This is a genomic window from Oceanidesulfovibrio marinus (assembly GCF_013085545.1).
Lineage (GTDB): Bacteria > Desulfobacterota > Desulfovibrionia > Desulfovibrionales > Desulfovibrionaceae > Oceanidesulfovibrio > Oceanidesulfovibrio marinus.
Genome location: NZ_CP039543.1, coordinates 4,661,966 through 4,685,283, shown reverse-complemented (window position 1 = coordinate 4,685,283; position 23,318 = coordinate 4,661,966). Strand labels below are relative to the sequence as shown.

At 62.5% G+C, this 23,318-nt stretch carries 20 protein-coding genes; 12 read left to right on the top strand and 8 right to left on the bottom strand.

Annotated elements, in window-relative coordinates:
- Positions 1-2 precede the first annotated feature (2 nt).
- Both dsrP and E8L03_RS20480 read left to right on the top strand, forming a co-directional pair.
- On the top strand, positions 3-1,229 hold the full coding sequence (gene dsrP, locus E8L03_RS20485; protein ID WP_144306663.1) for a sulfate reduction electron transfer complex DsrMKJOP subunit DsrP: 1,227 nt from the start codon (positions 3-5) through the stop codon (positions 1,227-1,229).
- Positions 1,230-1,313: 84 nt separating this feature from the next.
- On the top strand, positions 1,314-2,090 hold the full coding sequence (locus E8L03_RS20480) for a DNA alkylation repair protein (RefSeq protein ID WP_171268367.1): 777 nt from the start codon (positions 1,314-1,316) through the stop codon (positions 2,088-2,090).
- A gap of 255 nt (positions 2,091-2,345) precedes the next feature.
- Here the strand turns inward: E8L03_RS20480 and phnE are convergent, their stop codons facing one another.
- The 4 genes from phnE to E8L03_RS20460 form a co-directional block, all read right to left on the bottom strand.
- A complete protein-coding gene (gene phnE / locus E8L03_RS20475) occupies positions 2,346-3,440 on the bottom strand; it encodes a phosphonate ABC transporter, permease protein PhnE (RefSeq protein ID WP_144306665.1) in 1,095 nt (364 codons plus the stop codon).
- Between the two features lie 23 nt (positions 3,441-3,463).
- A complete protein-coding gene (gene phnD / locus E8L03_RS20470) occupies positions 3,464-4,345 on the bottom strand; it encodes a phosphonate ABC transporter substrate-binding protein (protein ID WP_144306666.1) in 882 nt (293 codons plus the stop codon).
- A 100-nt stretch (positions 4,346-4,445) separates the two neighbouring features.
- Entirely contained in the window at positions 4,446-5,267 is an 822-nt protein-coding gene (gene phnC / locus E8L03_RS20465) for a phosphonate ABC transporter ATP-binding protein (RefSeq protein ID WP_171268366.1), read from the bottom strand.
- Between the two features lie 419 nt (positions 5,268-5,686).
- A complete protein-coding gene (locus tag E8L03_RS20460; RefSeq protein ID WP_171268365.1) occupies positions 5,687-6,853 on the bottom strand; it encodes a serine hydrolase in 1,167 nt (388 codons plus the stop codon).
- Between the two features lie 289 nt (positions 6,854-7,142).
- Here E8L03_RS20460 and E8L03_RS20455 point away from each other — a divergent pair, with 289 nt between their 5' ends.
- From E8L03_RS20455 to E8L03_RS20445, 3 genes are all read left to right on the top strand, one after another.
- Entirely contained in the window at positions 7,143-7,883 is a 741-nt protein-coding gene (locus E8L03_RS20455) for a hypothetical protein (protein WP_171268364.1), read from the top strand.
- Positions 7,883-8,521 carry a CatA-like O-acetyltransferase gene (locus E8L03_RS20450; RefSeq protein WP_171268363.1) on the top strand — a complete coding sequence of 213 codons (639 nt, stop codon included), beginning with the start codon at positions 7,883-7,885 and terminating at the stop codon, positions 8,519-8,521. Before E8L03_RS20455 ends, E8L03_RS20450 begins: the two co-directional genes overlap by 1 nt.
- Before the next feature lie 131 nt (positions 8,522-8,652).
- On the top strand, positions 8,653-9,141 hold the full coding sequence (locus tag E8L03_RS20445; protein ID WP_171268362.1) for a GNAT family N-acetyltransferase: 489 nt from the start codon (positions 8,653-8,655) through the stop codon (positions 9,139-9,141).
- 118 nt (positions 9,142-9,259) lie between these two features.
- Here E8L03_RS20445 and pgi read toward each other — a convergent pair whose 3' ends face one another.
- Complete coding sequence (pgi, locus tag E8L03_RS20440; RefSeq protein ID WP_171268361.1) at positions 9,260-10,918, bottom strand: glucose-6-phosphate isomerase; 1,659 nt, start codon at positions 10,916-10,918, stop codon at positions 9,260-9,262.
- 287 nt (positions 10,919-11,205) lie between these two features.
- On the opposite strand from pgi, the gene E8L03_RS20435 reads away from it, so the two are divergent.
- The 3 genes from E8L03_RS20435 to E8L03_RS20425 all read left to right on the top strand — a co-directional run bounded on the left by E8L03_RS20435 (position 11,206) and on the right by E8L03_RS20425 (position 14,945).
- The gene (locus E8L03_RS20435) at positions 11,206-11,568 is read left to right on the top strand and encodes a DsrE family protein (RefSeq protein WP_144306673.1); all 363 of its coding nucleotides are present in this window, start codon (positions 11,206-11,208) and stop codon (positions 11,566-11,568) included.
- A gap of 155 nt (positions 11,569-11,723) precedes the next feature.
- The gene (locus E8L03_RS20430; protein WP_171268360.1) at positions 11,724-12,212 is read left to right on the top strand and encodes a hypothetical protein; all 489 of its coding nucleotides are present in this window, start codon (positions 11,724-11,726) and stop codon (positions 12,210-12,212) included.
- 318 nt (positions 12,213-12,530) lie between these two features.
- On the top strand, positions 12,531-14,945 hold the full coding sequence (locus E8L03_RS20425; protein ID WP_171268359.1) for a PAS domain S-box protein: 2,415 nt from the start codon (positions 12,531-12,533) through the stop codon (positions 14,943-14,945).
- A gap of 116 nt (positions 14,946-15,061) precedes the next feature.
- Here E8L03_RS20425 and E8L03_RS20420 read toward each other — a convergent pair whose 3' ends face one another.
- Positions 15,062-15,652: a LysE family translocator gene (locus E8L03_RS20420; RefSeq protein WP_144306676.1), complete on the bottom strand. Its 591-nt coding sequence runs from the start codon at positions 15,650-15,652 to the stop codon at positions 15,062-15,064.
- Positions 15,653-15,768: 116 nt separating this feature from the next.
- Here E8L03_RS20420 and E8L03_RS20415 point away from each other — a divergent pair, with 116 nt between their 5' ends.
- The gene (locus E8L03_RS20415; RefSeq protein ID WP_144306677.1) at positions 15,769-17,133 is read left to right on the top strand and encodes an aminotransferase-like domain-containing protein; all 1,365 of its coding nucleotides are present in this window, start codon (positions 15,769-15,771) and stop codon (positions 17,131-17,133) included.
- Between the two features lie 177 nt (positions 17,134-17,310).
- Positions 17,311-18,753, top strand: coding sequence for a cardiolipin synthase (gene cls / locus E8L03_RS20410; protein WP_144306678.1), 1,443 nt, complete (start codon positions 17,311-17,313; stop codon positions 18,751-18,753).
- Between the two features lie 153 nt (positions 18,754-18,906).
- Here the strand turns inward: cls and ftsH are convergent, their stop codons facing one another.
- The gene (ftsH, locus tag E8L03_RS20405) at positions 18,907-20,865 is read right to left on the bottom strand and encodes an ATP-dependent zinc metalloprotease FtsH (RefSeq protein ID WP_144306679.1); all 1,959 of its coding nucleotides are present in this window, start codon (positions 20,863-20,865) and stop codon (positions 18,907-18,909) included.
- A gap of 84 nt (positions 20,866-20,949) precedes the next feature.
- Between ftsH and E8L03_RS20400 the strand changes: the two genes are divergently transcribed.
- Entirely contained in the window at positions 20,950-21,357 is a 408-nt protein-coding gene (locus E8L03_RS20400) for a hypothetical protein (RefSeq protein ID WP_171268358.1), read from the top strand.
- Positions 21,358-21,567: 210 nt separating this feature from the next.
- Here E8L03_RS20400 and E8L03_RS20395 read toward each other — a convergent pair whose 3' ends face one another.
- Complete coding sequence (locus E8L03_RS20395) at positions 21,568-22,029, bottom strand: Fur family transcriptional regulator (protein ID WP_235896715.1); 462 nt, start codon at positions 22,027-22,029, stop codon at positions 21,568-21,570.
- A gap of 269 nt (positions 22,030-22,298) precedes the next feature.
- On the opposite strand from E8L03_RS20395, the gene E8L03_RS20390 reads away from it, so the two are divergent.
- Positions 22,299-23,276 carry a metal ABC transporter solute-binding protein, Zn/Mn family gene (locus tag E8L03_RS20390; protein WP_171268357.1) on the top strand — a complete coding sequence of 326 codons (978 nt, stop codon included), beginning with the start codon at positions 22,299-22,301 and terminating at the stop codon, positions 23,274-23,276.
- Positions 23,277-23,318: the final 42 nt, after the last annotated feature.

Here is a 23,318-nt window from a genome sequence, read left to right as displayed (position 1 = left end):
CCATGCTGGAAAAAGCACTCAAGGGATCACCTGGATACTGGATATGGCTTTTCGTCCTTGCCGGCATCGCCTCTGTAGGCATGCTGGTCTATGTCGTACAGCTCAACATGGGTCTGAAGCTCACAGGCATGTCGAGGGACGTCTCCTGGGGCTTCTACATCGCCCAGCTCACCTACCTGGTCGGTGTGGCGGCCTCGGCGGTCATGCTCGTGTTGCCCGCCTACTTCCACCACTACAAGGCCTTCAAGAAGATCATCATCCTCGGCGAGTTCCTGGCCATCGCCTCCGTTGCGATGTGCATCCTCTTCGTCGTGGTCGACCTTGGTCAGCCGCAGCGCCTCTTCAACGTGGTGCTCCACCCCACTCCCAACTCCGTGCTGTTCTGGGACATGGTCGTTCTCAACGTCTACATGTACCTGAACCTCTTCATCGGCTGGGTCTCCCTGGAGTGTGAGCGCAACCGCGTGGATCCGCCGAGCTGGCTCAAGTACTTCATCTGGCTCTCCATCATCTGGGCGTTCTCCATCCATACGGTCACAGCCTTCCTGTACGCCGGCCTGCCCGGCCGCCACTATTGGCTGACCGCCATCATGGCCGCCCGCTTCCTGGCCTCCGCCTTCGCCTCCGGCCCGGCCATCCTGCTGCTGCTCGTCTTCCTGCTGCAAAAGCTGACCAAGTTCCGCGCCGGCACGGAAGCCATCATGAGCGTAGCCAAGATCATCACCTACGCCATGTGCGTGAACATCTTCTTCTACCTGTTGGAAATGTTCACCTCCTTCTACTCCAGCATCCCCGGCCACAAGTCCCCGATCATCTATCTGTTCTCGGGTCTTGACGGCTACAACCAGTGGGTGCCCTACATGTGGGTCGCCGTGATCACCGCGGCCATCAGCCTTGTGCTGCTCATCCCGGCCAAGATCCGCGACAACCACAAGGTGCTGCCCTGGGCGCTGATGCTGCTGGTCATCGCCACCTACATCGACAAGGGCATCGGCCTCATCGTTGGCGGTTTCACTCCCACGCCGTTCGAGACCGTTACCGAGTACGTGCCCACCATCCCCGAGCTGACCATCACCATCGGCATCTACGCCATCGGCGCGATCATCCTGACCATCCTCTGGAAGATCGCCATCGAGGTGAAGCGGGATCTCGGAACCCTCGACAAGGAGCCCCCGAAGTTCAAGAAGCTCTACGTCGAAGACCTGCAGTACTCCGAAGACTACCATTAGGCTGCACTGCAATACGCTGAATGGCCCCCTCCTGACGCTCGTCGGGAGGGGGTTTTTCTTTCCCAGGGATACCCGGAGACGCGCATGATCCAACACGCCATCGAACGCCTGGCCGTCCGTCTGGACGCCGGGGCCGATCCCGAGGTCAGGGCCGGGGCCGACGCCTACCTCAAGCACGTGATTCCCCACCGCGGGGTCAAGCGGCCGGGTGTGACAGCGGTAGTGCGCCAGTGGCTCGCGGAGGACCTGCACGAGGCCGAGCCGTCGCAGCTGCGGGAGATCGGCTTCGCCCTGCTGCGCCAGCCCTACTCCGAGGACAAGTACGCCGGCGCCATGGTGCTGGAACGCGTCATTGCAGCCGGGGCGCTGGGGTGGCGCGAAGGGCTCGACCTGCTGGCGGATGTCTTCGACGACGGCTGCGTCCAGGAGTGGGCCACCTGCGACACCGTGTGCGGCCGTGTCTGCGCGCCGCTCATTACTCAAGGCGGCATGGAATGCGCCCGCGCCGTGGCGTCGTGGCGGGATGCGTCCAATGTGTGGCGCAAACGCGCCGCCGCCGTCTCCTTTGTGGGGTTCGCGCGCAAGGGGGAAAGCTCCCTCCCCGGGCTCACGGCCCTGGTGCTGCAAACTGCCGGGGCGCTCCTGCCCAGCCCGGAGCGGTTCATCAACCTCGGTGTGGGCTGGGTGCTGCGCGAGCTGGGCAACAACGAGCCCGACGCCGTGCTGGCCTTTGTGGAGTCGCGGCTGGCCGACTTCAACGCCGAGGGTCTACGCTACGCCCTGGAGAAGCGCGACCCGGCCCTGCGCAAGGAGCTGTCCGCGAAACGCACCGCTCTGACTCGCCGCCGCAGGTCCACATAACAGCTGCGCTCCGAACTTGGTTCCTCTGGTAAAACTTCGAGGCCCGCCTGAGACTCTGCCTCTGGCTCTTCATCATGTTTTCGGGAGCCGTGGAGCACTCGCGACGCGTTTCCGTGCCTGATCCACAAAGAACGCCCCGGTCATCCTGATCGACCGGGGCGTTCTTCTTGAGCACTGCGGATCACACGCGCATCGGTCCTGGCCGGAAACGGACCGCGTGCTGTCGCCTGCTGGCTGGGCGATGCTCCTGAGACGCTAGGTGAACCGCCGGCGCAGCATGGCGCAAAGGTAGTCGATAATGGTCACGGAGATGATGACCATGATCATCATGGTGCAGACCTCGCGGTAGAGGTAGCCGTTGAGCTTGTCGAACATGAGGAAGCCAATGCCGCCGGCGCCGACAAAGCCCAGGATTGTAGCGCTGCGCACGTTGGACTCGAAGCGCAGCAGGCTGTAGCTGACGACCAGGGGCATGACCTGCGGCAGCACGGCAAAGGCCATGATCTGCGCCGGGTTGGCGCCGCTGGCCTTGGCCGCCTCCACCTGGCCCGGCTCGATGGCCTCGATGGCCTCGGAAAAGACCTTGCCCAGGATGCCGAAGGTATGGATGGCCAGGGCAAGCACGCCGGCGAACGGACCGAGACCGATGACCGCCACGAAGATCAGGGCCATGACGAACTCGTTGAACCCGCGGCAGAAGTCCAGAGCGCGGCGGACCAGGAACTGGCTGACCCAGCGGATGAAGCGCTGAATGCGGCCGTGGCCCTGCACCATGAGCTCCAGGGTGTTCCTGGCTGCGAACATGGCCACCGGGATGGCGACGATAAAGGCGAACAGGCTCCCCCAGATGGCGATAAAGACGGTCTCGGCAAGGGCTGCGGCGTAGGACTCCAGCTTGGCAGGCGCAGTTTCCGGGGGGAAATAACCGCCCTTTTTCTCGGAAACCGTCTTCTCATAGGACTCGTTGACGATCTTCTCTTTCTCGGCAGGGTCCATGGCCGCCACGCGCTTGTCGGCCTCGGTGTCAGCCATCTTGCGCAGTTGCGCACGACTTTTTTCCTGGCCGTACTGCTGCTTCAGATCCTGATACGATTCCTCGTAGGCGATGATGCGCGGCATGCGTTCGGCCATGCGCATCGCCTCCTTCTGTTCCATCTCGCCGAGCTGGTCGCCAAAGAGGTAGGTGAATGCATTCTCGCGCTTGTTGTAGAGCTTGAGCGGGCTGATGTCGGTCTGCACCCAAGCGAGCACGAGCAGTCCAATAACGATGACAAGTAAAGCCCCCAAGCGGAAGTTCTGGGAAAACGTCCGCTTGGGGGTGACTTGGTCCAAGGTGAGTTGCTGATGCATGACGCCCTTGAAGTCTTAAGGTTTTACTGCTTCTTTTCGAGCTCGGCCTTGAGACGCTTGAGGTAACGAACCGAGTCGTAGATGCTGTCCTCGCTGTAGCGGTAACCGCTCACACCAAGCTTCTTCAGGCCTTCCTTGTTGGTGTTGTACATGAGCATGGCGCCCATGTAGGCGGCCTTGAGGCTCTCGGGCAGGTCGGCGCGGGCGCAGTAGGGAGCGCCGGGGATGAGGTCGGAGGTCCAGAGAATGTTGTAGTCGTCCTCGGAGATGTTGCCGGACTCGATGGCGCGGGCGAGGTCGATGTTGTTGGTGGCGGCCACGTCGATGTCGTTGTTGGCCACCAGCAGGATGGAGGCGCCGTGGGAGCCGGAGAAGCGGACATCGGAGAAGTACTCTTCAGGCTTGATCTCCATGTCGCGGTAGAAAAGCATGTTGGGCACGAGGTAGCCGGAGGTGGAGTTGGGGTCGGTAAAGGCGAAGGTATGACCTTTGGCCTCTTCCATGCTCTTGATGCCGGACTTCTTGTTGGTGATGATCACGCCGAGGTAGCCGGGCTGGCCGGACTCGTCCAGCTCCATGACCAGGGCCTGGGCGTTGGCCTTGACCGAGGCGTCGGTGTAGGACTTGGGACCGTAGTAGGCGAAATCGATGTGCTTGTTGGCCATGGCGGTGATGATGCCGGCGTAGTCGGACGCGCTGAAGGCCTCGACTTCCACGCCGAGCACCTTGGCGATATGGTCGTTGAGGTCCTTGAAGCGCTCCTTGACGTTGGCGGCGCCTTCCACAGGAATGTAGCCAATGCGGATCTTGGCAGGCCAGTCCTGCTGTCCGGCCTGGGCAATGCCCGGCAGAACAAAGGCAGCGGCAAGAGCCACAAGTACCAGAACTTTGGCGATGCGGATCATGTTTTTCTCCCTCTCAGTTACGGGGTGTTCGGTCGGGCTGATGCCCTGGTGACGTGACGGTATTGAACTCGGCGGATGCCGTACGACTCGAAAAATCGGATTACGCGGCCATGTCGGCCATGGCTTCTTCGGCCTCGTCGCCGTAGACGCGGGACACGGTCTCGTGGGTCAGATCCTTGGGCTTGCCGTCCAGCACCAGCCTGCCCTTGGCCATGCCCAGCACGCGCTTGCCGTAGCGCTGGGCGAAGTCCAGATGGTGCAGGTTGACGATAACCGGGATGTTGCGTGTCTCGTGGATCTCCATGAGGGTGTCCATGACCACTGTTGCGCTGCGGGGGTCCAGGCTGGCGATGGGCTCGTCGGCCAAAAAGACCTCGGGCTCCTGTGCGAGCGCCCGCGCGATGGCCACGCGCTGCTGCTGACCGCCGGAAAGGTTGTCCGCCCGCTGGAAGGCGAGATCGGCAATGCCCACCTGGTGGAGGCACTCGAATGCAAATTCGCGCTCGCTCTTGGGAAAAAGCCGCATAAGGCTGCCCACCAGGCGGAGATGCTTGGAGTTGAACCGCAGGCGGCCCACCAGAACGTTCTCGAGCACAGTCAGCCGCCGCACGAGGTGGAACTGCTGGAAGATCATGCCCGCCTTGCGGCGGACCTGTTTGAGCCTGGCGCCGGAGAGGTGGGTGATGTCCTCGCCCAGAAGCTCCAGACTGCCCTCGGTGGGGTAGATAAGCCGGTTGATGCAACGCAGAAAGGTGGACTTGCCGGCGCCGGAAAGACCGATGATGACGACGAACTCGTTGCTGTCAATGGCAACGGAGACATCCTCCAGAGCCCTGGTGCCGTTGGGGTAAACCTTGCCGAGATTGCGTGTACGGACGGCCACAGAGCCGCTTACGGACACGATTGACTCCTTCTTGCTCATACGATTGCTCCTGGAAGATGCTGACGTCTCTCGAACCTGCTCGTGAATCTATGGCAAAGTTGGATGTCACTACCAAGGAGCCGACGTTACGATTGGGTTTCTGATGTGCAAAATCCACCCACACCCCATAGCTGAGCTTATGGGAAACATATGGTATTAAATGCAGGGTATAGCGGGAGAAGAGAGGCTCGCGGCCCTATCCGACGAAAATTCTTATAGAAAGTCGAGATGCCACGCGCAGTGTCGTAGTATCAGTACCAACCATGCGCACCCGACACAGAATGGTCATGGAATGACTTCACGGACCAGCGCGGTGTGAATTACCCTGCGGCGTTGTGGACGCTCCCGGCAATTCACGCAAAAAAAGCCCCTCTGATCGCTCAGAGGGGCGTGTGCAGTCGTTCGCTGATGCCGCTTGGCTAGCCGCCGGTCTGCGTCTCCCCGGCGTAGGGGTTCGCGGTCTTCAGGATGAGCGTGTAGCCCATCTCGTACTTGGCGGCGATGGCGCTCTTGTACTGGCGCGCCTCGCTCAGGTTCTTGAACACGCCGATCATCACCCGGTGCCAGGTTCCCTTGGAGCCCAGGTTGACCGTGGCGATGCTCGCATCGAACCCGCGCTTCTCCAGGCTGGCCGCGCGTTTCTTGGCGTCCACCTTGTTGCGCCAGGAGCTCTCCTGCAGGGAGTAGATGACGTCCGCCCCGGAGGCCAGCACCTTCTCCGCCGGCTCCACATCGGGAACCGCCGGGCCGTCGCCCAGGGCCACGTACGTCCGGCCACTCTGCACGGCGGCGAAGCTCGCATCCAGAATCTTCTCGGTCTCGCGGTTGCGGATGCGCCAGGACTTGCCGCCCAGAACAACGGCGATGATGCGCCGTCCGTTCCGCTTGGCCGTAGCCACAATGTTGAATCCGCTGGCGCGCACGTAGCCGGTCTTCAGCCCGTCCACACCGTCGCACTTGCCGAGCAGGCGGTTGGAGTTGCGCCGGGTGTAGCCGTTGTGCGTGTAGGACGTCTTGCAGTGCATGGTCTGCAATGTGTTGGGAAAGCGCCGTATGTAGCTGACGGCGAGACGCATCATGTCGCGCGCCGAGGTCAGCTGGCCCTCTGCAGGCAGGCCGTTGGGGTTCTTGAAGGTGGTGTTGGTCATACCGAGCTCACGCGCCTTGGCGTTCATCTTGGCAACCCATTTCTTGATGCCGCCAAAATGCTCGGCCACGGCAATGCAACCGTCATTGCCGGAGGCGATGGCCATGCCGCGCATGACTTCGCCAAGTGTGACCTTCTCGCCGGCTTTCAGGTTCATGGTCGAACCACCGGTATCGTCCGCGCGCCGGCTCACCGTGATGATATCCTTGGTGGACGCTTTGCCCTGCTGCAACATCTCGTTGAGTACGTACAACGTCATAATCTTTGTGAGGGATGCGGGAGCAATTCTCCTGTCCGCATCCTGCTCATACAAAACGCGCCCGGTTCCCAGGTCCATGACGAGGCTCGATTTTACAGCGAGCTTTGCGGCATGGGCCGTTGGAACACAGAATACCACCAACAGGATGGCGGTCAGTATAGTCGCTCTTCGAATACGCATACATCACCCCTCTATGATTTCCACGCATGCACAATATAGCATAGAGGCAAATATTATACAACGGACGCGGACACTCACGCAAATCACGCGTCTATTTGCAGAAAAAAATCATCCGACACCTTGCGGATGCATTAACTGCCTGCCCAGCACATCACTAATATAAGAAGCAAAAAGCATACCATGGCAACAGGTATTTCTCCGCAATGGATGCTTGAACGGGCCGCCTCTCCGGTGTAGTTTGAATACGTCTCAACAATCGTCAAGACTTTTTTTAGAAAATTTTAATTTTATGGACAACACCATCTCTTTTTTCCACCTTCCTGCGCGTCTTTTTGTCCTGTTCCTCGCCGTTGCCGGGTTGCTCGTTGCGCCGGCTGCAAGCCGCGCCCAGGAGACCCTGCCCGGCCCGGTGCTGCTGGATAACGACGCCCCGTATCTCAGCATCGACGGCGTTTTGACCTTTTTCAACATGACCATTGCCGACCGCGAGCCGGAGCAGCTTGCCGGAGACTGGAGCATTCCGGCCCCGCGCGCCCTGGCTTTGGTCGCCAACAACGTCCGGCCGCGATCATTTGCCCAGGCCCCGGCGCAACCCAGCCACCAGGCCGGCGACGACTGGTACTCCGTGGACCTTCCGGCCAGCGCCACCCTCGTCCTTTCCTGGGACGCGGCTGGGTACGACGGCCCGGCCATGTGGTTCGCCGCACGCTGGGACGGCATGCGCCTCGCCGTGTACTCCTCGCGCGTGGACCCCTCGGCCCCGGACCGCTGGTATCCGCTGGAGCCCGGCAAGTCCAGCTACGACCAGTGGACCGCGGACGACCTGCGGGTGGAGATGGAGATATTCCTGCCCGACAACTTCGGCCGCACCGTGCTCTACCGCTTCCGGCCCGTGAACCAGGCCGGAGAGGTCATGAAGGCCCAGCCCGCACCGCCGTCCGGCGCAGAGGAAACGCCGTCACCGGACGCGCCCGCCCCGGAAGAGCCTGCACCGGAAACGCCGTCGCCGGACCAGAACGGAACCGCATAATGAAGATCATCGATTTAGAAAGCTGGGAGCGCGCGCCGCACTACCGGCTGTTCAAGGGCCTTGCCCATCCGCACTACGCCGTCACCGTGCCGGTGGAGGCCGGCGTCCTGGTGGACTCGGCAAGGGAGCGCTCCATCAGCGCGTTCAGCTGCCTGCTCTACGCCCTGTCCACGGCGGCGAACCAGGTGTCGGCATTCCGCATGCGCTTCCGCGGCGAGGACGTGGTGGAGTACGAGATCGTGCACCCCTCGTATGCTGCGAAGCTCCCTGGCGCGAGCCAGGGTGTGTTCGGCTACGCGACCTTCGAGTACACGGACAGCCTTGTCGAGTTCGACCGCCGGCGCAAGGCGGCCCCGATCAACATACCGGGCCAGGATAACCCGAACAACGAGCGCGACGACCTGATCTACTGCTCCAGCCTGCCCTGGCTGGCCTTTACCGGCCTGACACACGCCTACGGCGGCCCCAGAGATACCGTGCCCCGCTTCACCCTGGGCAAATTCCAGCAACGCCACGGCGGATTGGAAGCGCAGCTCTGCGTGCAGGTGCACCACGCTTTGGTGGACGGCTACCACATCGGCCAGCTCGTGGAGACGGTGGAGAACATCTGCGCCACCCCGGCCGACGATCTGGTGTAGGATTGGCGCATTAGCGTCGTGATGTATTGCGCTCCACTCTAATCGAGCATCAATTCTGAATCATTATCCATCCATACGATATGCGCCATTGAGCACTCTGCGTAGCGCACGTATGAATGTTGGATTCCCCCATGCGCCACGCAACCATCGACGACCTGCCTACAATAGTCGCCATCTACAACTCCACCGTAGCGCGCAGAACCTCTACGGCAGATACCGAAGAGGTCAGCGTTGCATCGAAGCTGGAGTGGTTCAACAGCCATAATCGGGAGACCCGGCCCATTCTGGTCCACGAAGAGAATGGCGACGTAGCCGCCTGGGTCAGCTTCGAGTCGTTCTACGGCCGCCCTGCATACAGCCACACGACCGAGATCAGCATCTATGTGGATGAGACGTGCCGAGGCAAAGGCCTGGGCAGGCGGCTGTTGCAGGAAGCCATTTCGATAACGCCGGAGCTCGGGATCAAGACCATCCTCGGCTACATCTTCTCGCACAACGAGCCCAGCCTGCGGCTGTTCCGGTCGTTCGGGTTCGAGGAGTGGGGCCAACTGCCCGGCATCGCGGAGATGGACGGCAACGAGTACAGCCTCACCATTGTCGGCAAGCGCATCAATCCCTGACATTCGCGCACCCGGGGCGATCATCAGTCAGCCCTGCAAGCCGCGCTTGATCCACGCAAAAACAGCCGCCTCCCCCATGGAAGACGGCTGTTCATTATTGGATTGACCGGACCGCGCCCTACTTCTTTCCGCGCAGCTCCAGAATGGCCTGGATGAGGCCGCTTGTGGAGCAGTCGTGCTCCTTGGGCGCGCTCTCGCCCGTGAGCTCCGGCAGGATGAACTTGGCGAGCTGCTTGCCCAGCTCCACGCCCCACTGGTCGAATGAGTTGATGGACCAGATAGCGCCCTGCACGAAGATCTTGTGCTCGTACAGCGCGATGAGCGAGCCCAGGGTGTACGGCGTAAGCTTGGGGAAGAGGAAGGAGTTCGTAGGCTTGTTGCCTTCGAAGGTGCGGTGCGGCGCGAGCTTTTCGATGGTGGCCTCGTCCGTGCCGGCCTTGCGCATCTCCCCGGCCACCTCTGCCGTGGTTTTGCCCGTCATCAGCGCCTCGGGCTGGGCCAGGAAGTTGGCCAGCAGCTTGGGATGGTGGTCACCAAGCGGGTTAAGGGACTCGGCCGGGGCCAGGAAGTCGCAGGGGATGAGCTTGGTGCCCTGGTGGATGAGCTGGTAGAAGGCGTGCTGCCCGTTGGTGCCGGGTTCGCCCCAGATGACCGGCCCGGTCTGGTAGTCCACGCGGCTGCCGTCCAGCCGCACGTGCTTGCCGTTGGATTCCATGTCCCCCTGCTGGAAGTAGGCCGGGAAGCGGTCCATGTACTGGTCGTACGGCAGGATGGCGTGGGACTGCGCATCCCAGAAATCATCGTACCACACGCCGAGCACGCCCATGATGGCCGGTACGTTCTGCTCCAGCGGCGCAGTGCGAAAGTGGTTGTCGATGGCGTGCGCGCCGGCGAGCATCTCCTCGAACTGATCCATGCCGATGGCCATGACGATGGACAGGCCGATGGCCGACCACAGGGAGTAGCGGCCGCCGACCCAGTCCCAGAACTCGAACATGTTCTCGGTGTCGATGCCGAACTCCTGCACGCCTTCGGTGTTGGTGGAGAGCGCGGCGAAGTGCCGCGCCACCGCGGCCTTGTCCTCGAAGGCGGCGAGCAGCCAGTCCCGCGCGGTGTGCGCGTTGGTCATGGTCTCCTGGGTGGTGAAGGTCTTGGAGGCCACGAGGAACATGGTGGTTTCCGGGTCCAGCCGCCGCAGGGTCTCGGCCATGTGCGTGCCGTCCACGTTGGAGACGAAGTGGACCTGCGGACCGTCGGCGTAGTGGGCCAGGGCATGGGTGGCCATGACAGGCCCCAGGTCCGAGCCGCCGATGCCGATGTTGACCACGTCCGTGATGGCCTTGCCGGTGAAGCCCTTCCAGGCGCCGGAGCGCACTGCCTCGGAAAAACGGCGCATCTTGTCGAGCACGCGGTTCACCTCAGGCATGACGTTGGTGGGCGCGCCGTTCTCCACCGGCCCCATGGGCGTGTTGGAGCGGTTGCGCAACGCCACGTGGAGCACGGCGCGGTCCTCGGTCACGTTGATCCGCTCGCCGGCGAACATGGCGTCCCGCCGCTCCTCCACCTTGCAGGCCCTGGCCAGGTCGAACAGCAGGCCCATGGTTTCTTCGGTGATGCGGTTCTTGGAGTAATCGAAGAGGATGTTCTCCACGGTGAGGGAGAACTTCCGGAACCGTTCCGGGTCCTTCCTGAAGAGATCTCGCATGTGCACGTCGGCCATGGCGTGCTTGTGACCTTCCAATGCGTTCCAGGCCGGGCTGTCTGTCAAAGCGCTCATGGATATGACCTCGCGATCGCGGTTTGCCCGGGTGCGGCGTGCGGGCGGTGCTTTTTATGATATTTATGATATGATATGAAGCAGCGCCAAGACGCAGGCGAGCCGCCTCCAAACGGCTACATACCATATCGCCGGCAATGCGTACAACGGTGCGTGCGTCCTGCGTTACGGCTGGCCGGACCGTTTGAAGCCCACTTGCCCGGCCTGCTTGTATTTTTCTGGACTTGCACGGCGAAAATGGTTAGGTCCCAGCCCATCGAAGGCTCAAGCCAAGGAGACAGTTCTGCATGAACGAAGGCATCGTGTCCGAAAATCAGAATAAACTTCTAGTCATCTGGTCATCCGGCGACAGAGAGGTCGCTCTGAGCATGGTCTTTATGTACGTTCTCAACGCCAGGAAAAATGACTGGTGGGACGAGATCATGCTGCTCATCTGGGGCCCGTCCGCCGAGATCCTCGGCATGGACCCGGACCTTCGCGCGCCGATCAGGGAGCTCATCAACCAGGGCGTGCAGGTGACGGCCTGCCGGGCCTGCGCCGATCTCTTCGACGTGTCCGACCGCCTGGCGCGTATGGGCGTGCAGGTGGATCACATGGGCGAACCCCTGACCGGGATGATCAAGGAAGGCTGGAAGGTCCTGACCTTCTAGCCCGTCCGGGCTCCGCTGCTCGTCAGGCGGAAGCCGAACCCCATCTTCCGGGCAGGTGCGTTACGGCCCGGACCATCCTGCCGCAGTACTTGACCCGCGGCCATGGTGCATTACGTATTGAGCTGTATCACCCGCAGCCCAATACAGGAGCCGCCATGACTATCCGCAGTCTTGTGCTTTGCCTCGTGTTCATCATGGCCGCAGGCGTGCCCGCCGCCGCGCAGGAGCTCGCCCCCCTGGCGGAGCCAGACCCTTCCGAGCAGGCCATCCGCAACGAAGACATGTCGCCCGAAGCCGTGGCCCTGCACTACGCCGGGGTCTACAGCGTAGGGCCGGACCACTACGTCTCCATCATGGATGCCCGCGACGCCGGCTCAGCCGTGGACGGCAACCTCCTGTTCTACGACCACGCCACGGGCCTGATGCGGCCACTGCACCACTTCATGGGTCGCGTGTACACCTACGGCCCGTCCTTCGATGCCCATGAGCCGTGCGCCGGCTCCGTCACCTTCCTGGCCAAGGACGAAACCACGCGCATCCTCTGGCTGCCGGAGAAGCCGCCGGCGCAGCTCGGTTGGAAGCTGCCCCTTTCCCCGGCCGAGGAACACGCCCTGCACCACGGCGCGACACGCCCTTCGCCGTAGGCGGGATCGCCCGTAGCCCGATTCCCGCCGAGCGTTCCGGCTGTTCAACGGTGTTCGTTTCGCCCGGCCCTCTGACATTGTAATACGCCATCCTGTTAGTATCCTGAGCCTTTTTTATCCATATGGTGTTACGCTTGAGCCAGATTCACCTTTCCCGGCAGTCGATATCGCCTGCGCGGCATTCTTCCATTGTCTTGCCGTTCAATTATTGATACGTTTTTCTGCAAGAATCTTAGAGGCATAACGCGTTCTTCTGATGTATGGCCGAAGCGAATCGAGGTGCTCGCTCTTAGCATACTGACTTTGTAGAGGAAAACCATGGACGACATGGATCGTGATCCCTCGCACAAGACTTCAGACAGCCTGTCACTAACCCGACTCCGGGAAGAGTTGCGCGCCGAGAAAGAGGCCCGCAGGCGGGCCGAACAGGCGCTGGCTTCTCAGATGGAGGCCCAACGCCGCCTGACGAGCATGCTTCCTCTCGGAGTTGTCCGCTTCGACCAAATCTGCCGTATCCTGTTCATGAACGACATCGCCGGGAAGTTCTTCGGCGTCGACCCGACCCGGCTGATCGGAAAAAAGTACAGCGATCTCGGTGTATCGCCAGAGGCAACGGCAGCGCGGCAGCGCGCGGTCGATGCAATTTTTCGTACCGGCGAGCCCCTGACGGAAGCGCCCGACGTCGTCGTCGAAGGATCGATACGGCGCTCGCTTCGGGTGCGGCTCCTGCCGGAGTTCGACTCCGAAGGCCAGGTGGCGAGCGTCCTCTCCCTGTCCTTCGAAATTACGGAATCGCACGTCTTTGAACAGGAGTATCTCAACCTTTTCAACAGCATGCAGGAAGGCTTCGCCCTGCACGAGATCATCCTGGACGAGCATGGCGCTCCCCATGACTACCGCTTCCTCGAAGTGAACCCGGCCTTTGAACGCATTGTGAAGATGCCGGCCAATGACGTAATCGGCCGCACCGTGCTCGGTCTCTTTCCCGAGATCGAACAGGAGTGGATAGATCTCTATGGCCAGGTCGCTCTGAGCGGCAAGCCCGTGACCTTTGAGAAGTTTTTTCCCGAGCTCGGCAGGCATTACGCCGTCGAGGCGTTCAGTCCGGCGCCCGGTCGTTTCGCCACAATAGTCATGGACGTCACCGACCGGAAACGCGCCGAGGAGGTGCTCCGGGAAAAGGAGACGCGCTTTCGCAGCCTCTTCGACAATGCGCCCCTGCCCTACCAGTCCCTGGACGCGACCGGCCACTTCCTGGACGTCAACCAGAGGTGGCTGAACACCCTGGGCTTTGAAAAGGACGAGGTGGTGGGCCGCTGGTTCGGCGACTTCCTGAACGCCGCCTCCCGGAAAATCTTCCACACCAGCTTCGCCCGGTTCCTGAGCAACGGTTTCACCGATGGTGTCGAGATCAGGATGCGCAAGAAGAATGGCGATTATATCGACGTCGTCTTCAACGGCCGCATTCAGTACGACGCCGAGGGTGCGTTGCAGCGCACCCACTGCATATTCACCGACGTCACGCAGCAGAAAAAACACGAGCAGGAGCTGCTCGACGCCAAAAACTTTGCCGAGCAGGCCAACATGGCCAAGAGCGAGTTCCTGGCAAACATGAGCCACGAGATCCGCACGCCCCTCAACGGTGTGCTGGGTATGCTGCAGCTCCTGCGATACGGCGAACTGAACCAGGAGGAGAGCCAGTACGTGGAGACGGCCCTCAACTCCGCGCGCAACCTCCTCGCCCTGCTCAACGACATCCTCAGCCTCTCCGAGATCGAGGGCGGCGTTGCCGAGCTCAGCGATGAGAAGTTCGATCCGCGCGAGATACTCCTGGACGTGCGCCAGACATTCGGCATGCAGGCCGAAACCAAGGGCCTCGGCATCCACATCGAGAACGACGGCCTGCCCGGAACGCTCTACGGCGACGGTGGACGGCTGCGCCAGGTTGCCTTCAACCTGGTGGGCAACGCCATCAAGTTCACGGATTCCGGCAAGGTCCGTTTTGGCATGCGCATGCTCCCCCGCTCCCACGGCAAGCGGACCGTGGACGGCGCCCCCCGCTCCCTCCGGATGTTCGACTTCTGGGTTGTGGATACTGGCGTAGGCATCACACCGGAGATGCAAAACCGCTGCTTCGAGGCCTTCACCCAGGCCGACGGCTCCTATACCCGCAAGCACGGCGGCACCGGGCTCGGCCTCTGCATCGTCAGGCGCATCGCAGAGCTTATGGGCGGCTCAGTGGCCCTGTGCAGCACGCCGGGCCATGGCACGGAGATCCATTGCACCATGCGCTTCGAGCTGCCCGAGGAAGTGCAGGAGGAGCTGCCGCTCGTGGAGCAGAAAGCCGGCATCAAGCGGCCGCGGCGCATTCTGCTCGTGGAGGACGACCCCATCAACCGCATGACCCTGCGCAAGCTGCTGCTCTCCCTGGGCCACGACGTGGAGGACGCCATGGATGGCCAACAGGCGGTGGACGCGGCGCGGGGCACCCCCTACGAAGTAGTGCTGATGGATATCCAGATGCCGGTGATGGACGGCCTGCAAGCCACGCGCACCCTGCGCATGCTCGATCCGTCCTCCTCCGCCACCAGGCCGGACGTGCCCATCATCGCCATCACGGCCCACGCCATGCACGGCGACCGCAAACGGTTCCTCGACGAAGGCATGAACGGCTACCTGTCCAAGCCGGTGGACTTGCAGGAAGTGGCCGCGCTCATCGACAAGCTCGCATAGCAGACTGTTGCATACCTCCTGTTGGCTGCGTTGCTGCGGCAGTTAGCGCGCAGCAACAACCTTTTCCTCACCGCTCCCTTTGCCGTGTACCGCCGCATCGCTGATAGCCGCACCCGCTATGCGAGAAACGCATAGAACGTGGCACCGAGCATCAGCACGACCAGGCAGGTGTTCACTGCCAGCCGCGCATGGTTGTTGCGCAGCAGCTTGTATATCCCTGCGCCCAGAGCGCACCACAGACTGTGGAACGTGACCTGGAAGATCATGAAGGCAAGCACGAAGAACACCATCGACTCGGGTCCGGGGTTCGTTTCTACCATGAACTGGCTGTACGCGGCCACGGACATGGCCCAGCTTTTGGGGCTCAGGGGGTGTATCAGCACGCCCTCGAACATGCTGAACAGCTTGGCGCCCTCCGGCGGCGCGCTCTGCATGCGGATTATCTTCACCGCCAGGTAGATGATGTAGGTCATGCCCAGCACCCGAAGGAGCGTGGCGGCCTGCGGCCAGATGCGGAACACCTCGCCCAGACCGCACGCCACCAGTGTGTTCAACGCAGCAAAGCCCATGGCGCTTCCGGCCAGAAACGGCAACGCGCTCCGGAATCCGGTGGTCTGGCCGATGGCCAGCATGGTCATGTTGCCGGGCCCGGGCGTTCCGGTCATGGCCAACAGAAACAAGACAAACGGCAGATACATCCCTTGCATGATCTTTCTCCTTCATGCAGCAAAACGCTGGTCGCAGCCATATTGTATGGCTTCAAATGTTCATATTGAACCCATACGTTTGACTTTGTGCCACAGTCAATGTAAACATTGTATGCATGACAAAATGGCTGCCACGGATCGACCACACTGAAGGCCCCATGTACCAGGCCCTTGCCGACGCCATCGAGCGGGACGTATTCGCCGGAACCCTGCAGCCCGGCGTGCGGTTGCCCACGCATCGCGACCTGGCTGACGGCCTGGGCGTCAACGTCACCACCATCACGCGCGGATACGCCGAGGCGGAGCGCCGCGGCCTCGTCTCCGGCACCGTGGGCCGCGGCACCTTCATCGCGGCCGATGCGGCCACGCCCTCCAGCATGGTCTCTTTCGAGCCCCACTCCCCCGGCCTTATCGAGATGGGGCTGGTCACGCCCATTGCCCGGCAGGACCCGGACCTGGGCGAGGCATTGCGAAGACTCGCCAGGCGGCGCGATCCCGACGCCTTTCTGCGCTACACTGATCCGCGCGGGCTGCCGAAGCACAGGGAGGCCGGGGCCGTCCTGGCTGGAGTGTACGGCATGCCCGCCAAGGCCGAGGACGTACTCGTCTGCGCCGGATCCCAGCACGCCCTGACCTGCTGCTTCATGAGCCTCTTCAACCCCGGGGACCGCGTGGCCGCCTGCGCCCTGACCTACCCGGGTCTCAAGTCCCTGTCCGCCATGCTCGGCTTCCGCCTCTGCTCCGTGGCCATGGACGAACAGGGCATGCTGCCCGAGGCTTTGGACGCGGCCTGCCGTCGCCTGGGCATCCGCGGCCTCTACCTCATGCCGCACATGCACAACCCCACCACGGCGTGCATGGGCGCAAAGCGCCGGGCCGCCATTGCCGAGACGGCCGCGCGCCACGGCCTGCGCATCGTGGAGGACGACGCCTACTCCCTGTACGCGACCGATCGCTCCTCGCCGGTGTCCTCCATGGCGCCGGAACGCAGCATCTTCATCGCCGGAACGTCCAAGATCATGGGCGGCGGGCTCCGCGTGGCCTACGCCGTGGCCGGCCGGGAGCTTCGCGACGACATGGCCCGGGGCATCCTGAACAGCGTCTGGATGACCCCGACCCTGAACGCGGAGATCGTCTCGGAATGGGTGATGAACGGGAAGCCGGAGCAGATCATGGAGCGCCGGCGGCAGAGTCTGCAGGAGCGCCACGCCATGGTGCGGGATATTCTGCACGGCCAGCGCATGGCCCGGCAGGAAACGAGCCCCTATGTCTGGTGGGAGCTGCCCGGCTCCTGGACCGGCCAGGCCTTGGAGAGCGCGGCCAGGCAGGCCGGCATCAACATCTTCGGCGCCGGGAAGTTCGCCGTGGGCGAAGCGCCGGCCCCGCGTTGCGCGCGGCTCTCACTCACCGGTGCGACGGACCGCGACGAGTTCGAGCGCGGGCTGAGCCTGCTGAAGGACCTCGTATCGCGCGAGCCGTGAGGAACGACCTGGCCCGGCGCAACGCCCTGGCATGGCCGCCCTGTCGGTTCGCAGATACGTGACAATTTCGCCGGCCTGCCCGCCTTTCCTGGCTCCCGCCGGCTTCTACCAGTGGAAAAACGGCACTCTTTGGGGTAGCTTTGGGCTCCACCGCCCCTTCACACCCACGGACACGCCATGCACCTGTACCACTGGATACTCCTGCTGCTCTTCCCGGCGATCTCGCTCTGGGCAGCAGCCCACGCCCTGCTCTACAAGCGCGACCCCCGTTCGTCCTGGGGATGGATCGCGGTCATCATGCTCTCGCCGTTCCTCGGCCCGCTCATCTACTTCTTTTTCGGCATCAACCGCGTCAAGAGCCGCGGCCAGAAGCTGCTGGAGAAGATGCCCTTCTCCCTGAGCGAGGGCTGCTCCCTGCGCGACGAGCACAGCTGCGACATGGAGAAAGCGCAGATCCCCATGGACATGCCGGAAGCGCTGGTACCGCAGGCGTGGCTGGCCTACGCCCTCTCCGGCCGACCGCTCTCCAAGGGCAACAGAATCACCCCCCTGCACAACGGCGAGCAGGCCTACCCCGCCATGCTGGAGGCCATCGACAACGCCCAGAAGACCGTGCACCTCGGCGTCTACATCTTCGATCCCGACGAGGTGGGCATGCGCTTCATCGACGCCCTGACCCGCGCCCACGATCGAGGCTGCGACGTTCGCGTGGTCATCGACGGCGTGGGCGGATTCAAGCCCTTTGGAAAAAGCGCCTACTCCCTGCTCAAGGAGCGCGGCGTGAACTGCCGGCGCTTCCTCAGGCCCAGCCTGATCCCGCCGTCGGTGAACATAAACCTGCGCTGCCACCACAAGAACCTCATAGTGGACAAGAAGGTGGGCTTCACCGGCGGCATGAACATATCCGCCAGGCATCTTTATGAATCAGACCACCCGGACCGGCAGAAGGACATGCTCTTCAGGCTGGAGGGGCCGGTCATCTCGCAGCTGGACGAAATATTCCTCTGGCTCTGGGGGTTTGTTACCGGCAAGGAAGTAGACCCGCCCATCCAGCTACCGCAGGGCGAGGGCGCGACATATTGCCGCATGCTGGCCGACGGCCCAAACGAGGATCTGGACAAGCTGCACGCCGTGCTCGTCTCCGCAGTGCACAGCGCACGCCGGCAGATCACCATCGTCTCGCCCTACTTCCTGCCGCCGCGCGACCTGCTCATGGCGCTCAAGATCGCGGATACGCGCGGCGTGGACGTGCGCGTGATAATACCGGAGAAGAACAACCAGTGGTGGCTGCACCGGGCCATGCGCAACATGCTGTGGGAGCTTCTGGAGTACGGCGTGGAAGTGTACATGCAGAAGCCGCCCTTTGCCCACACCAAGCTGTTCATGGTGGACGGGGCGTACGCCTGCGTGGGATCGGCCAACATTGACGCGCGTAGCCTGCGGCTCAACTTCGAGCTCAACCTGGAGGTCTACGACGCCGGGTTCACGCAAGAAATCGAGGCGTACGCCAACTCGCTTATCGCCGAGGCCCACCGCGTGACCCTGGAGGAAGTGGAGAATCGGCCGCTGCGTAGACGCCTGGTGGACGCACTCTGCTGGCTACTCTCGCCGTATCTGTAATGGTCCAGGGAAGGTGGCCGGTTACCCGGCCAGGACACGGCAGCGGTGCGCCGCCGGTAGTTCAAGCAGGCCTGCAGCCGGGTCGGCCGCCGGAATCATACAAAAAGCGCCATGGCGGTCGGTGATGATCCGCCATGGCGCTGCGTACTCTGTCTATCCCATATCCTCGCCGATAGGCTCGCCCGGACGGCGCTCCTTGGCGTCCTCGCTGGAGGTCGGCGCGCGTACGGCCTTGTCCGGGTCCACCCCTTCCGCTTCCAGGCTCGGCCTGATGATGGCGAGGAACTCCTCCTCGTCCACCACCTCCTGCTCCAGGAGCTTCTCCGCGACCTTTTCCAGCAGGTCCCGGTGCTTTTCCAGCAGCGCGGCCACGTGCTTCCTGCGCTCTTCCAGAGTGGACTTGAGCTCTTCGTCGATGCGCGCGGCCGTGCTCTCGCTGTACTCATGGCCGCCGCCCTGCTGAAGCTCCAGGTACGTGGGCCGGCTGCGCTCGAAGGAAGCCAGGCCCAGGGTCTCGCCCATGCCGTACTCGGTGAGCATGGCGCGGATAGTGTCCGAGGCGCGTTGCAGGTCGTTGTGCGCGCCGGTGGTCACGTCGCCGAAAATGAGCTGCTCGGCCACGCGCCCGCCCAGCATCACGTCCACCTTGGCCAGAAGCTCGCTCTTGGCCATCAGATAGCGGTCCTCGGTGGGACGCTGCTGCGTGTAGCCCAGGGCGGCCAGGCCGCGCGGGATAATGGATATCTTGGCCACCGGATCGGCACCGGGGGTAAACGCCGCCACCAGGGCGTGGCCTGTCTCGTGGTAGGCCACGATCTTCTTTTCCTTGGGGTTGATCAGTCGGTTCTTCTTCTCCAGGCCGCCCACGATGCGGTCCACGGCCTCGGAGAAGTCCTCCTGCATCACGTGCTTTTTGTGCTTGCGTGCGGCCAGGAGCGCGGCCTCGTTTACCACGTTGGCCAGGTCCGCGCCGGAAAAGCCGGGTGTCTGCTGCGCGATCTTCTGCAAGTCCACGTCGTCCCCCAGCTGCACCCTGCGGGCGTGGACCTCCAGAATCTGCTTGCGGCCCAGCACGTCCGGCTTGTCCACCAGCACGTGGCGGTCGAAGCGGCCGGCGCGCAGCAGCGCCGGGTCCAGAATCTCCGGACGGTTGGTGGCGGCCATGATGATGACGCCGACGCGCGGGTCGAAGCCGTCCATCTCCACCAGCAGCTGGTTCAGGGTCTGCTCGCGCTCGTCATGGCCGGACATGGCACCCATGCCGCGGGCCTTGCCGATGGCGTCCAGCTCGTCGATGAAGACGATGCACGGCGCTTTTTCCTTGGCCTGGGTAAAGAGGTCGCGCACACGCGCCGCGCCCATGCCCACGAACATCTCCACGAACTCGGAGCCCGAGAGGGAGAAAAACGGCACGCCGGCCTCGCCGGCCGCGGCGCGGGCGAGCAGCGTCTTACCCGTGCCGGGAGGACCCACCAGCAGCACGCCCTTGGGCATGCGACCGCCGAGATTGGTAAATATGGAGGGATCTTTCAGAAATTCGATGATCTCCTGCAGCTCGTACTTGGCCTCGTCTGCGCCGGCGACGTCGCTGAACCGCGTCTCGATGTCCTTTTCCGCAAAGACCTTGGCCTTGTTCTTGCCGAACTGCATCATCCCGGCGCCGGGGTTGAAGCGCTTCATCAGATAGATCCACAGCCCCAGGAAGAGCGCAAGGGGCACCACCCACGACAGGAGCTGCGCCAGAAACTTGTTCTCCAGCTCGCCGCGGAAGACAACGCCGTGCGCCTCAAGCTGCTTGGAGACATCCGGCCCCACGCGCACGGTGTGGAAGCGCACCTCTTCCAGTTTCTCGCCTTTGCCCGTGGTCGCGTTGGTGGCGTTGGCGCCTGTGGTCGCATTGGCGGCCTCGCCCTCGGCCGGCGCGAGCATCAGCCCTTCCATGACGTTCTCGCGGACCGCGACCTCCTTGATCCGGCCCTGGTTCAGTGCGCCCAGGAACTCACTGTACGGGATATTGCGCGGGCCATACTGCTGGGAAATAAATGACTGTATGATGAGGACTCCCCAGACGGCCAGGAGTATGTACCAGATGTTGAACCGTTTCTTGTCCATTCGATGTTGTCTCCGTGCAGAGTATTCAGTGAACAGGATATCAAATCTATTCTAAAGCGATCTTCGCTAATTAGGCAATGTTAAATGCACTTTTTTTCTCTGCCCGGCTCCCGGCTGCAGACCCATTACGTTATCCGCCCGGCGCTCTTGTACGCCGGCCAGGGCCGAGCATTGCCGGGTCTGTGCATATGCCGCCGGGACGTGTATGATGCTCCCAAACCACCCCCGCCGCACACCCCGGACCAGGGGCTCTGCACCACGTCATCTTCAGACCCCAAGGAGGCGACCATGGCCGAAGAAGTGACCGAAAGCTACAAGGGACAGACAATCAAGCTGACGCCCAAGGACGAGAAGTGCTCCCAGTGGGCCCTTACCTTGCTGGACAGCGAAGGCAACGAGTGGCAGCACGTGCCCATGGCCGGCGACACCAAGGAGTCCGCCTTGGATCGGGGCCGCCAGATGATCGATCACGAGGAGGCCCGCAAGGGGTAGGCAAGTGGGAACACAAGCGCTGCTCAAACAGCCGCTCTACAAAAAGAAGCCGGCGCCGGGGATCAATCCTCGGGGCCGGCTTTTCTGTCGGGGGGAACCCGTAATCATCTAGGAACTCGCGCCACCTGGGCCGCATGCACTGGTCGTTGGACCAGACATTCCAGAGAGGCGCGCGTCACGTTCAGAAAAACTGGCGAGACGCCGGGCAGGCTACTCCTTGCCGCGGCACTTGGGGCAGATGCCGTACAGATACAGCGCGTGGTCCGTGAGCTCGTAGCCGTGACGCCCGGCCACCTCTTCCTGCAGCCGTTCGATTTCCGGCGCGCGGATCTCGATGGAGTCGCGGCAGCGGATGCAGATGAGGTGATCGTGGTGCTCCCGGCCCAGGCGGCGTTCGTATCGGGTGCGGCCGTCGCCAAAATCCAGGGTCTCGGCCAGCCCGGACTCCGTGAACAGCTTGAGCGTACGGTAGACGGTGGCCTGTCCGATGGAGTCGTCCACCTGCTTGACGCGCTCGTAGAACTCCTCGGCCGAGAAGTGCTTGGGTTCTTCCAGGAAAAGCTGCAGCAACGTTTTCCGCTGAGGCGTCATCAGCATGCCGCGCTCGCGCAGATACTCTTGCAGAACTTCTTCGGGGCTTTGCGTTCCCATGCCGGTACCAAACGTTTTCATTTTGTTCCTTTGTTGCGGCTGACCTTGATGTGGATGGGCCAGAGGACCAGCAGCTCCATGACCAAGTACGTCCAATTTTTATATGGCTATGCCAGAGCCTCAAAGAAAGTCAAATACCCCGGGGAATCACCCTGGCCCAGACATTTGTCCACGGTGTATTGACATCTCCATGCAACTATGTTGCATACATCGACGCAACCTGGTTGCGCCAACGCGTGCGGCTGATCTGCCGCGCCCAACCTCTCGATCCGATTCCAGGAGGCAGCAACATGATTTTCCGAAAAATACTCCTTTTACTCACGATACTATTCTGCGCAACGCCGGCCATGGCCGCGGCCACGCCCACGGTTTTCGTTTCCATCGTGCCGCAGCGTTACTTTGTGGACAAGATCGCCGGCGACATGGTCGAGACGCAGGTGATGGTGCTGCCCGGCCAGAGCCCGGCCACCTACGAGCCTTCCCCCAGGCAGATGGCCGCCCTGTCCGACGCGTCCTGCTACCTGGCCATCGGCGTGCCCTTCGAGAATGTCTGGCTGCCGCGCTTCCAGGACGCCAGCCCCAACCTGGCCATAGTGCACACGGACGCCGGCATTAAAAAGCGCGCCATGAAAGCCCACCATCACCACGAAGGCGGACATGAGGAGGTCGGCCACGAAGAAGATCATGAGCATGGCCATGAGGAGGCCGGACACGAAGAAGGCCATGAACATGGTCACGAAGAGGCGCATGAGCACGGCCATCACCACGAGCACGGTCTGGACCCGCACGTCTGGCTCTCGCCCACCCTGGCCAAGACCATTGCCCGCAACACCTGCGACGCCCTGATCGCCGTGCTGCCGGACAAGGAGCCAGCCTTGCGCGCCAACCTGGACGCACTGCTCAAGAAGATCGACACCCTGGACGCCTCCATCCGTACGATTTTGGCCCCCATCCCGCAGGACAAGCGCCGCTTCCTCGTCTTCCACCCCTCCTGGGGCTACTTTGCACAGGACTACAATCTGGAGCAGATATCCATAGAAATGGAGGGCAAGGAGCCCGGCCCGGCGCAGCTCGCGCGCATCATCGACAAGGCCAAGACAGAGAACATCGCCGTGGTCTTTGCCCAGCCGCAGTTCTCCGCCACCTCGGCCAACGTGATCGCGCAGGAGATCGGCGGCCGTGTGGAGATGCTCGACCCCCTGGCCGAGGACTGGGACGCGAACCTCACCCGCGCCGCCACTGTGTTCCAGAAGGCGCTGGCCCAATAAACATTTGCTCCGGGCTTGCTGAAACAAAGTGAAACCCGTTAC

Bases quoted from the DNA above. Each gene is read 5' to 3' on its own strand.
- cls (WP_144306678.1), top strand. From the start codon at position 17,311: ATGCACCTGTACCACTGGATACTCCTGCTGCTCTTCCCGGCGATCTCG.
- E8L03_RS20480 (WP_171268367.1), top strand. From the start codon at position 1,314: ATGATCCAACACGCCATCGAACGCCTGGCCGTCCGTCTGGACGCCGGG.
- E8L03_RS20400 (WP_171268358.1), top strand. From the start codon at position 20,950: ATGCACTTTTTTTCTCTGCCCGGCTCCCGGCTGCAGACCCATTACGTT.
- E8L03_RS20425 (WP_171268359.1), top strand. From the start codon at position 12,531: ATGGACGACATGGATCGTGATCCCTCGCACAAGACTTCAGACAGCCTG.
- E8L03_RS20420 (WP_144306676.1), bottom strand. From the start codon at position 15,652: ATGCAAGGGATGTATCTGCCGTTTGTCTTGTTTCTGTTGGCCATGACC.
- E8L03_RS20445 (WP_171268362.1), top strand. From the start codon at position 8,653: ATGCGCCACGCAACCATCGACGACCTGCCTACAATAGTCGCCATCTAC.
- phnE (WP_144306665.1), bottom strand. From the start codon at position 3,440: ATGCATCAGCAACTCACCTTGGACCAAGTCACCCCCAAGCGGACGTTT.
- E8L03_RS20460 (WP_171268365.1), bottom strand. From the start codon at position 6,853: ATGCGTATTCGAAGAGCGACTATACTGACCGCCATCCTGTTGGTGGTA.
- ftsH (WP_144306679.1), bottom strand. From the start codon at position 20,865: ATGGACAAGAAACGGTTCAACATCTGGTACATACTCCTGGCCGTCTGG.
- E8L03_RS20435 (WP_144306673.1), top strand. From the start codon at position 11,206: ATGAACGAAGGCATCGTGTCCGAAAATCAGAATAAACTTCTAGTCATC.
- pgi (WP_171268361.1), bottom strand. From the start codon at position 10,918: ATGAGCGCTTTGACAGACAGCCCGGCCTGGAACGCATTGGAAGGTCAC.
- E8L03_RS20455 (WP_171268364.1), top strand. From the start codon at position 7,143: ATGGACAACACCATCTCTTTTTTCCACCTTCCTGCGCGTCTTTTTGTC.
- E8L03_RS20430 (WP_171268360.1), top strand. From the start codon at position 11,724: ATGACTATCCGCAGTCTTGTGCTTTGCCTCGTGTTCATCATGGCCGCA.
- phnC (WP_171268366.1), bottom strand. From the start codon at position 5,267: ATGAGCAAGAAGGAGTCAATCGTGTCCGTAAGCGGCTCTGTGGCCGTC.
- phnD (WP_144306666.1), bottom strand. From the start codon at position 4,345: ATGATCCGCATCGCCAAAGTTCTGGTACTTGTGGCTCTTGCCGCTGCC.
- E8L03_RS20390 (WP_171268357.1), top strand. From the start codon at position 22,299: ATGATTTTCCGAAAAATACTCCTTTTACTCACGATACTATTCTGCGCA.
- E8L03_RS20415 (WP_144306677.1), top strand. From the start codon at position 15,769: ATGACAAAATGGCTGCCACGGATCGACCACACTGAAGGCCCCATGTAC.
- dsrP (WP_144306663.1), top strand. From the start codon at position 3: ATGCTGGAAAAAGCACTCAAGGGATCACCTGGATACTGGATATGGCTT.
- E8L03_RS20450 (WP_171268363.1), top strand. From the start codon at position 7,883: ATGAAGATCATCGATTTAGAAAGCTGGGAGCGCGCGCCGCACTACCGG.
- E8L03_RS20395 (WP_235896715.1), bottom strand. From the start codon at position 22,029: ATGAAAACGTTTGGTACCGGCATGGGAACGCAAAGCCCCGAAGAAGTT.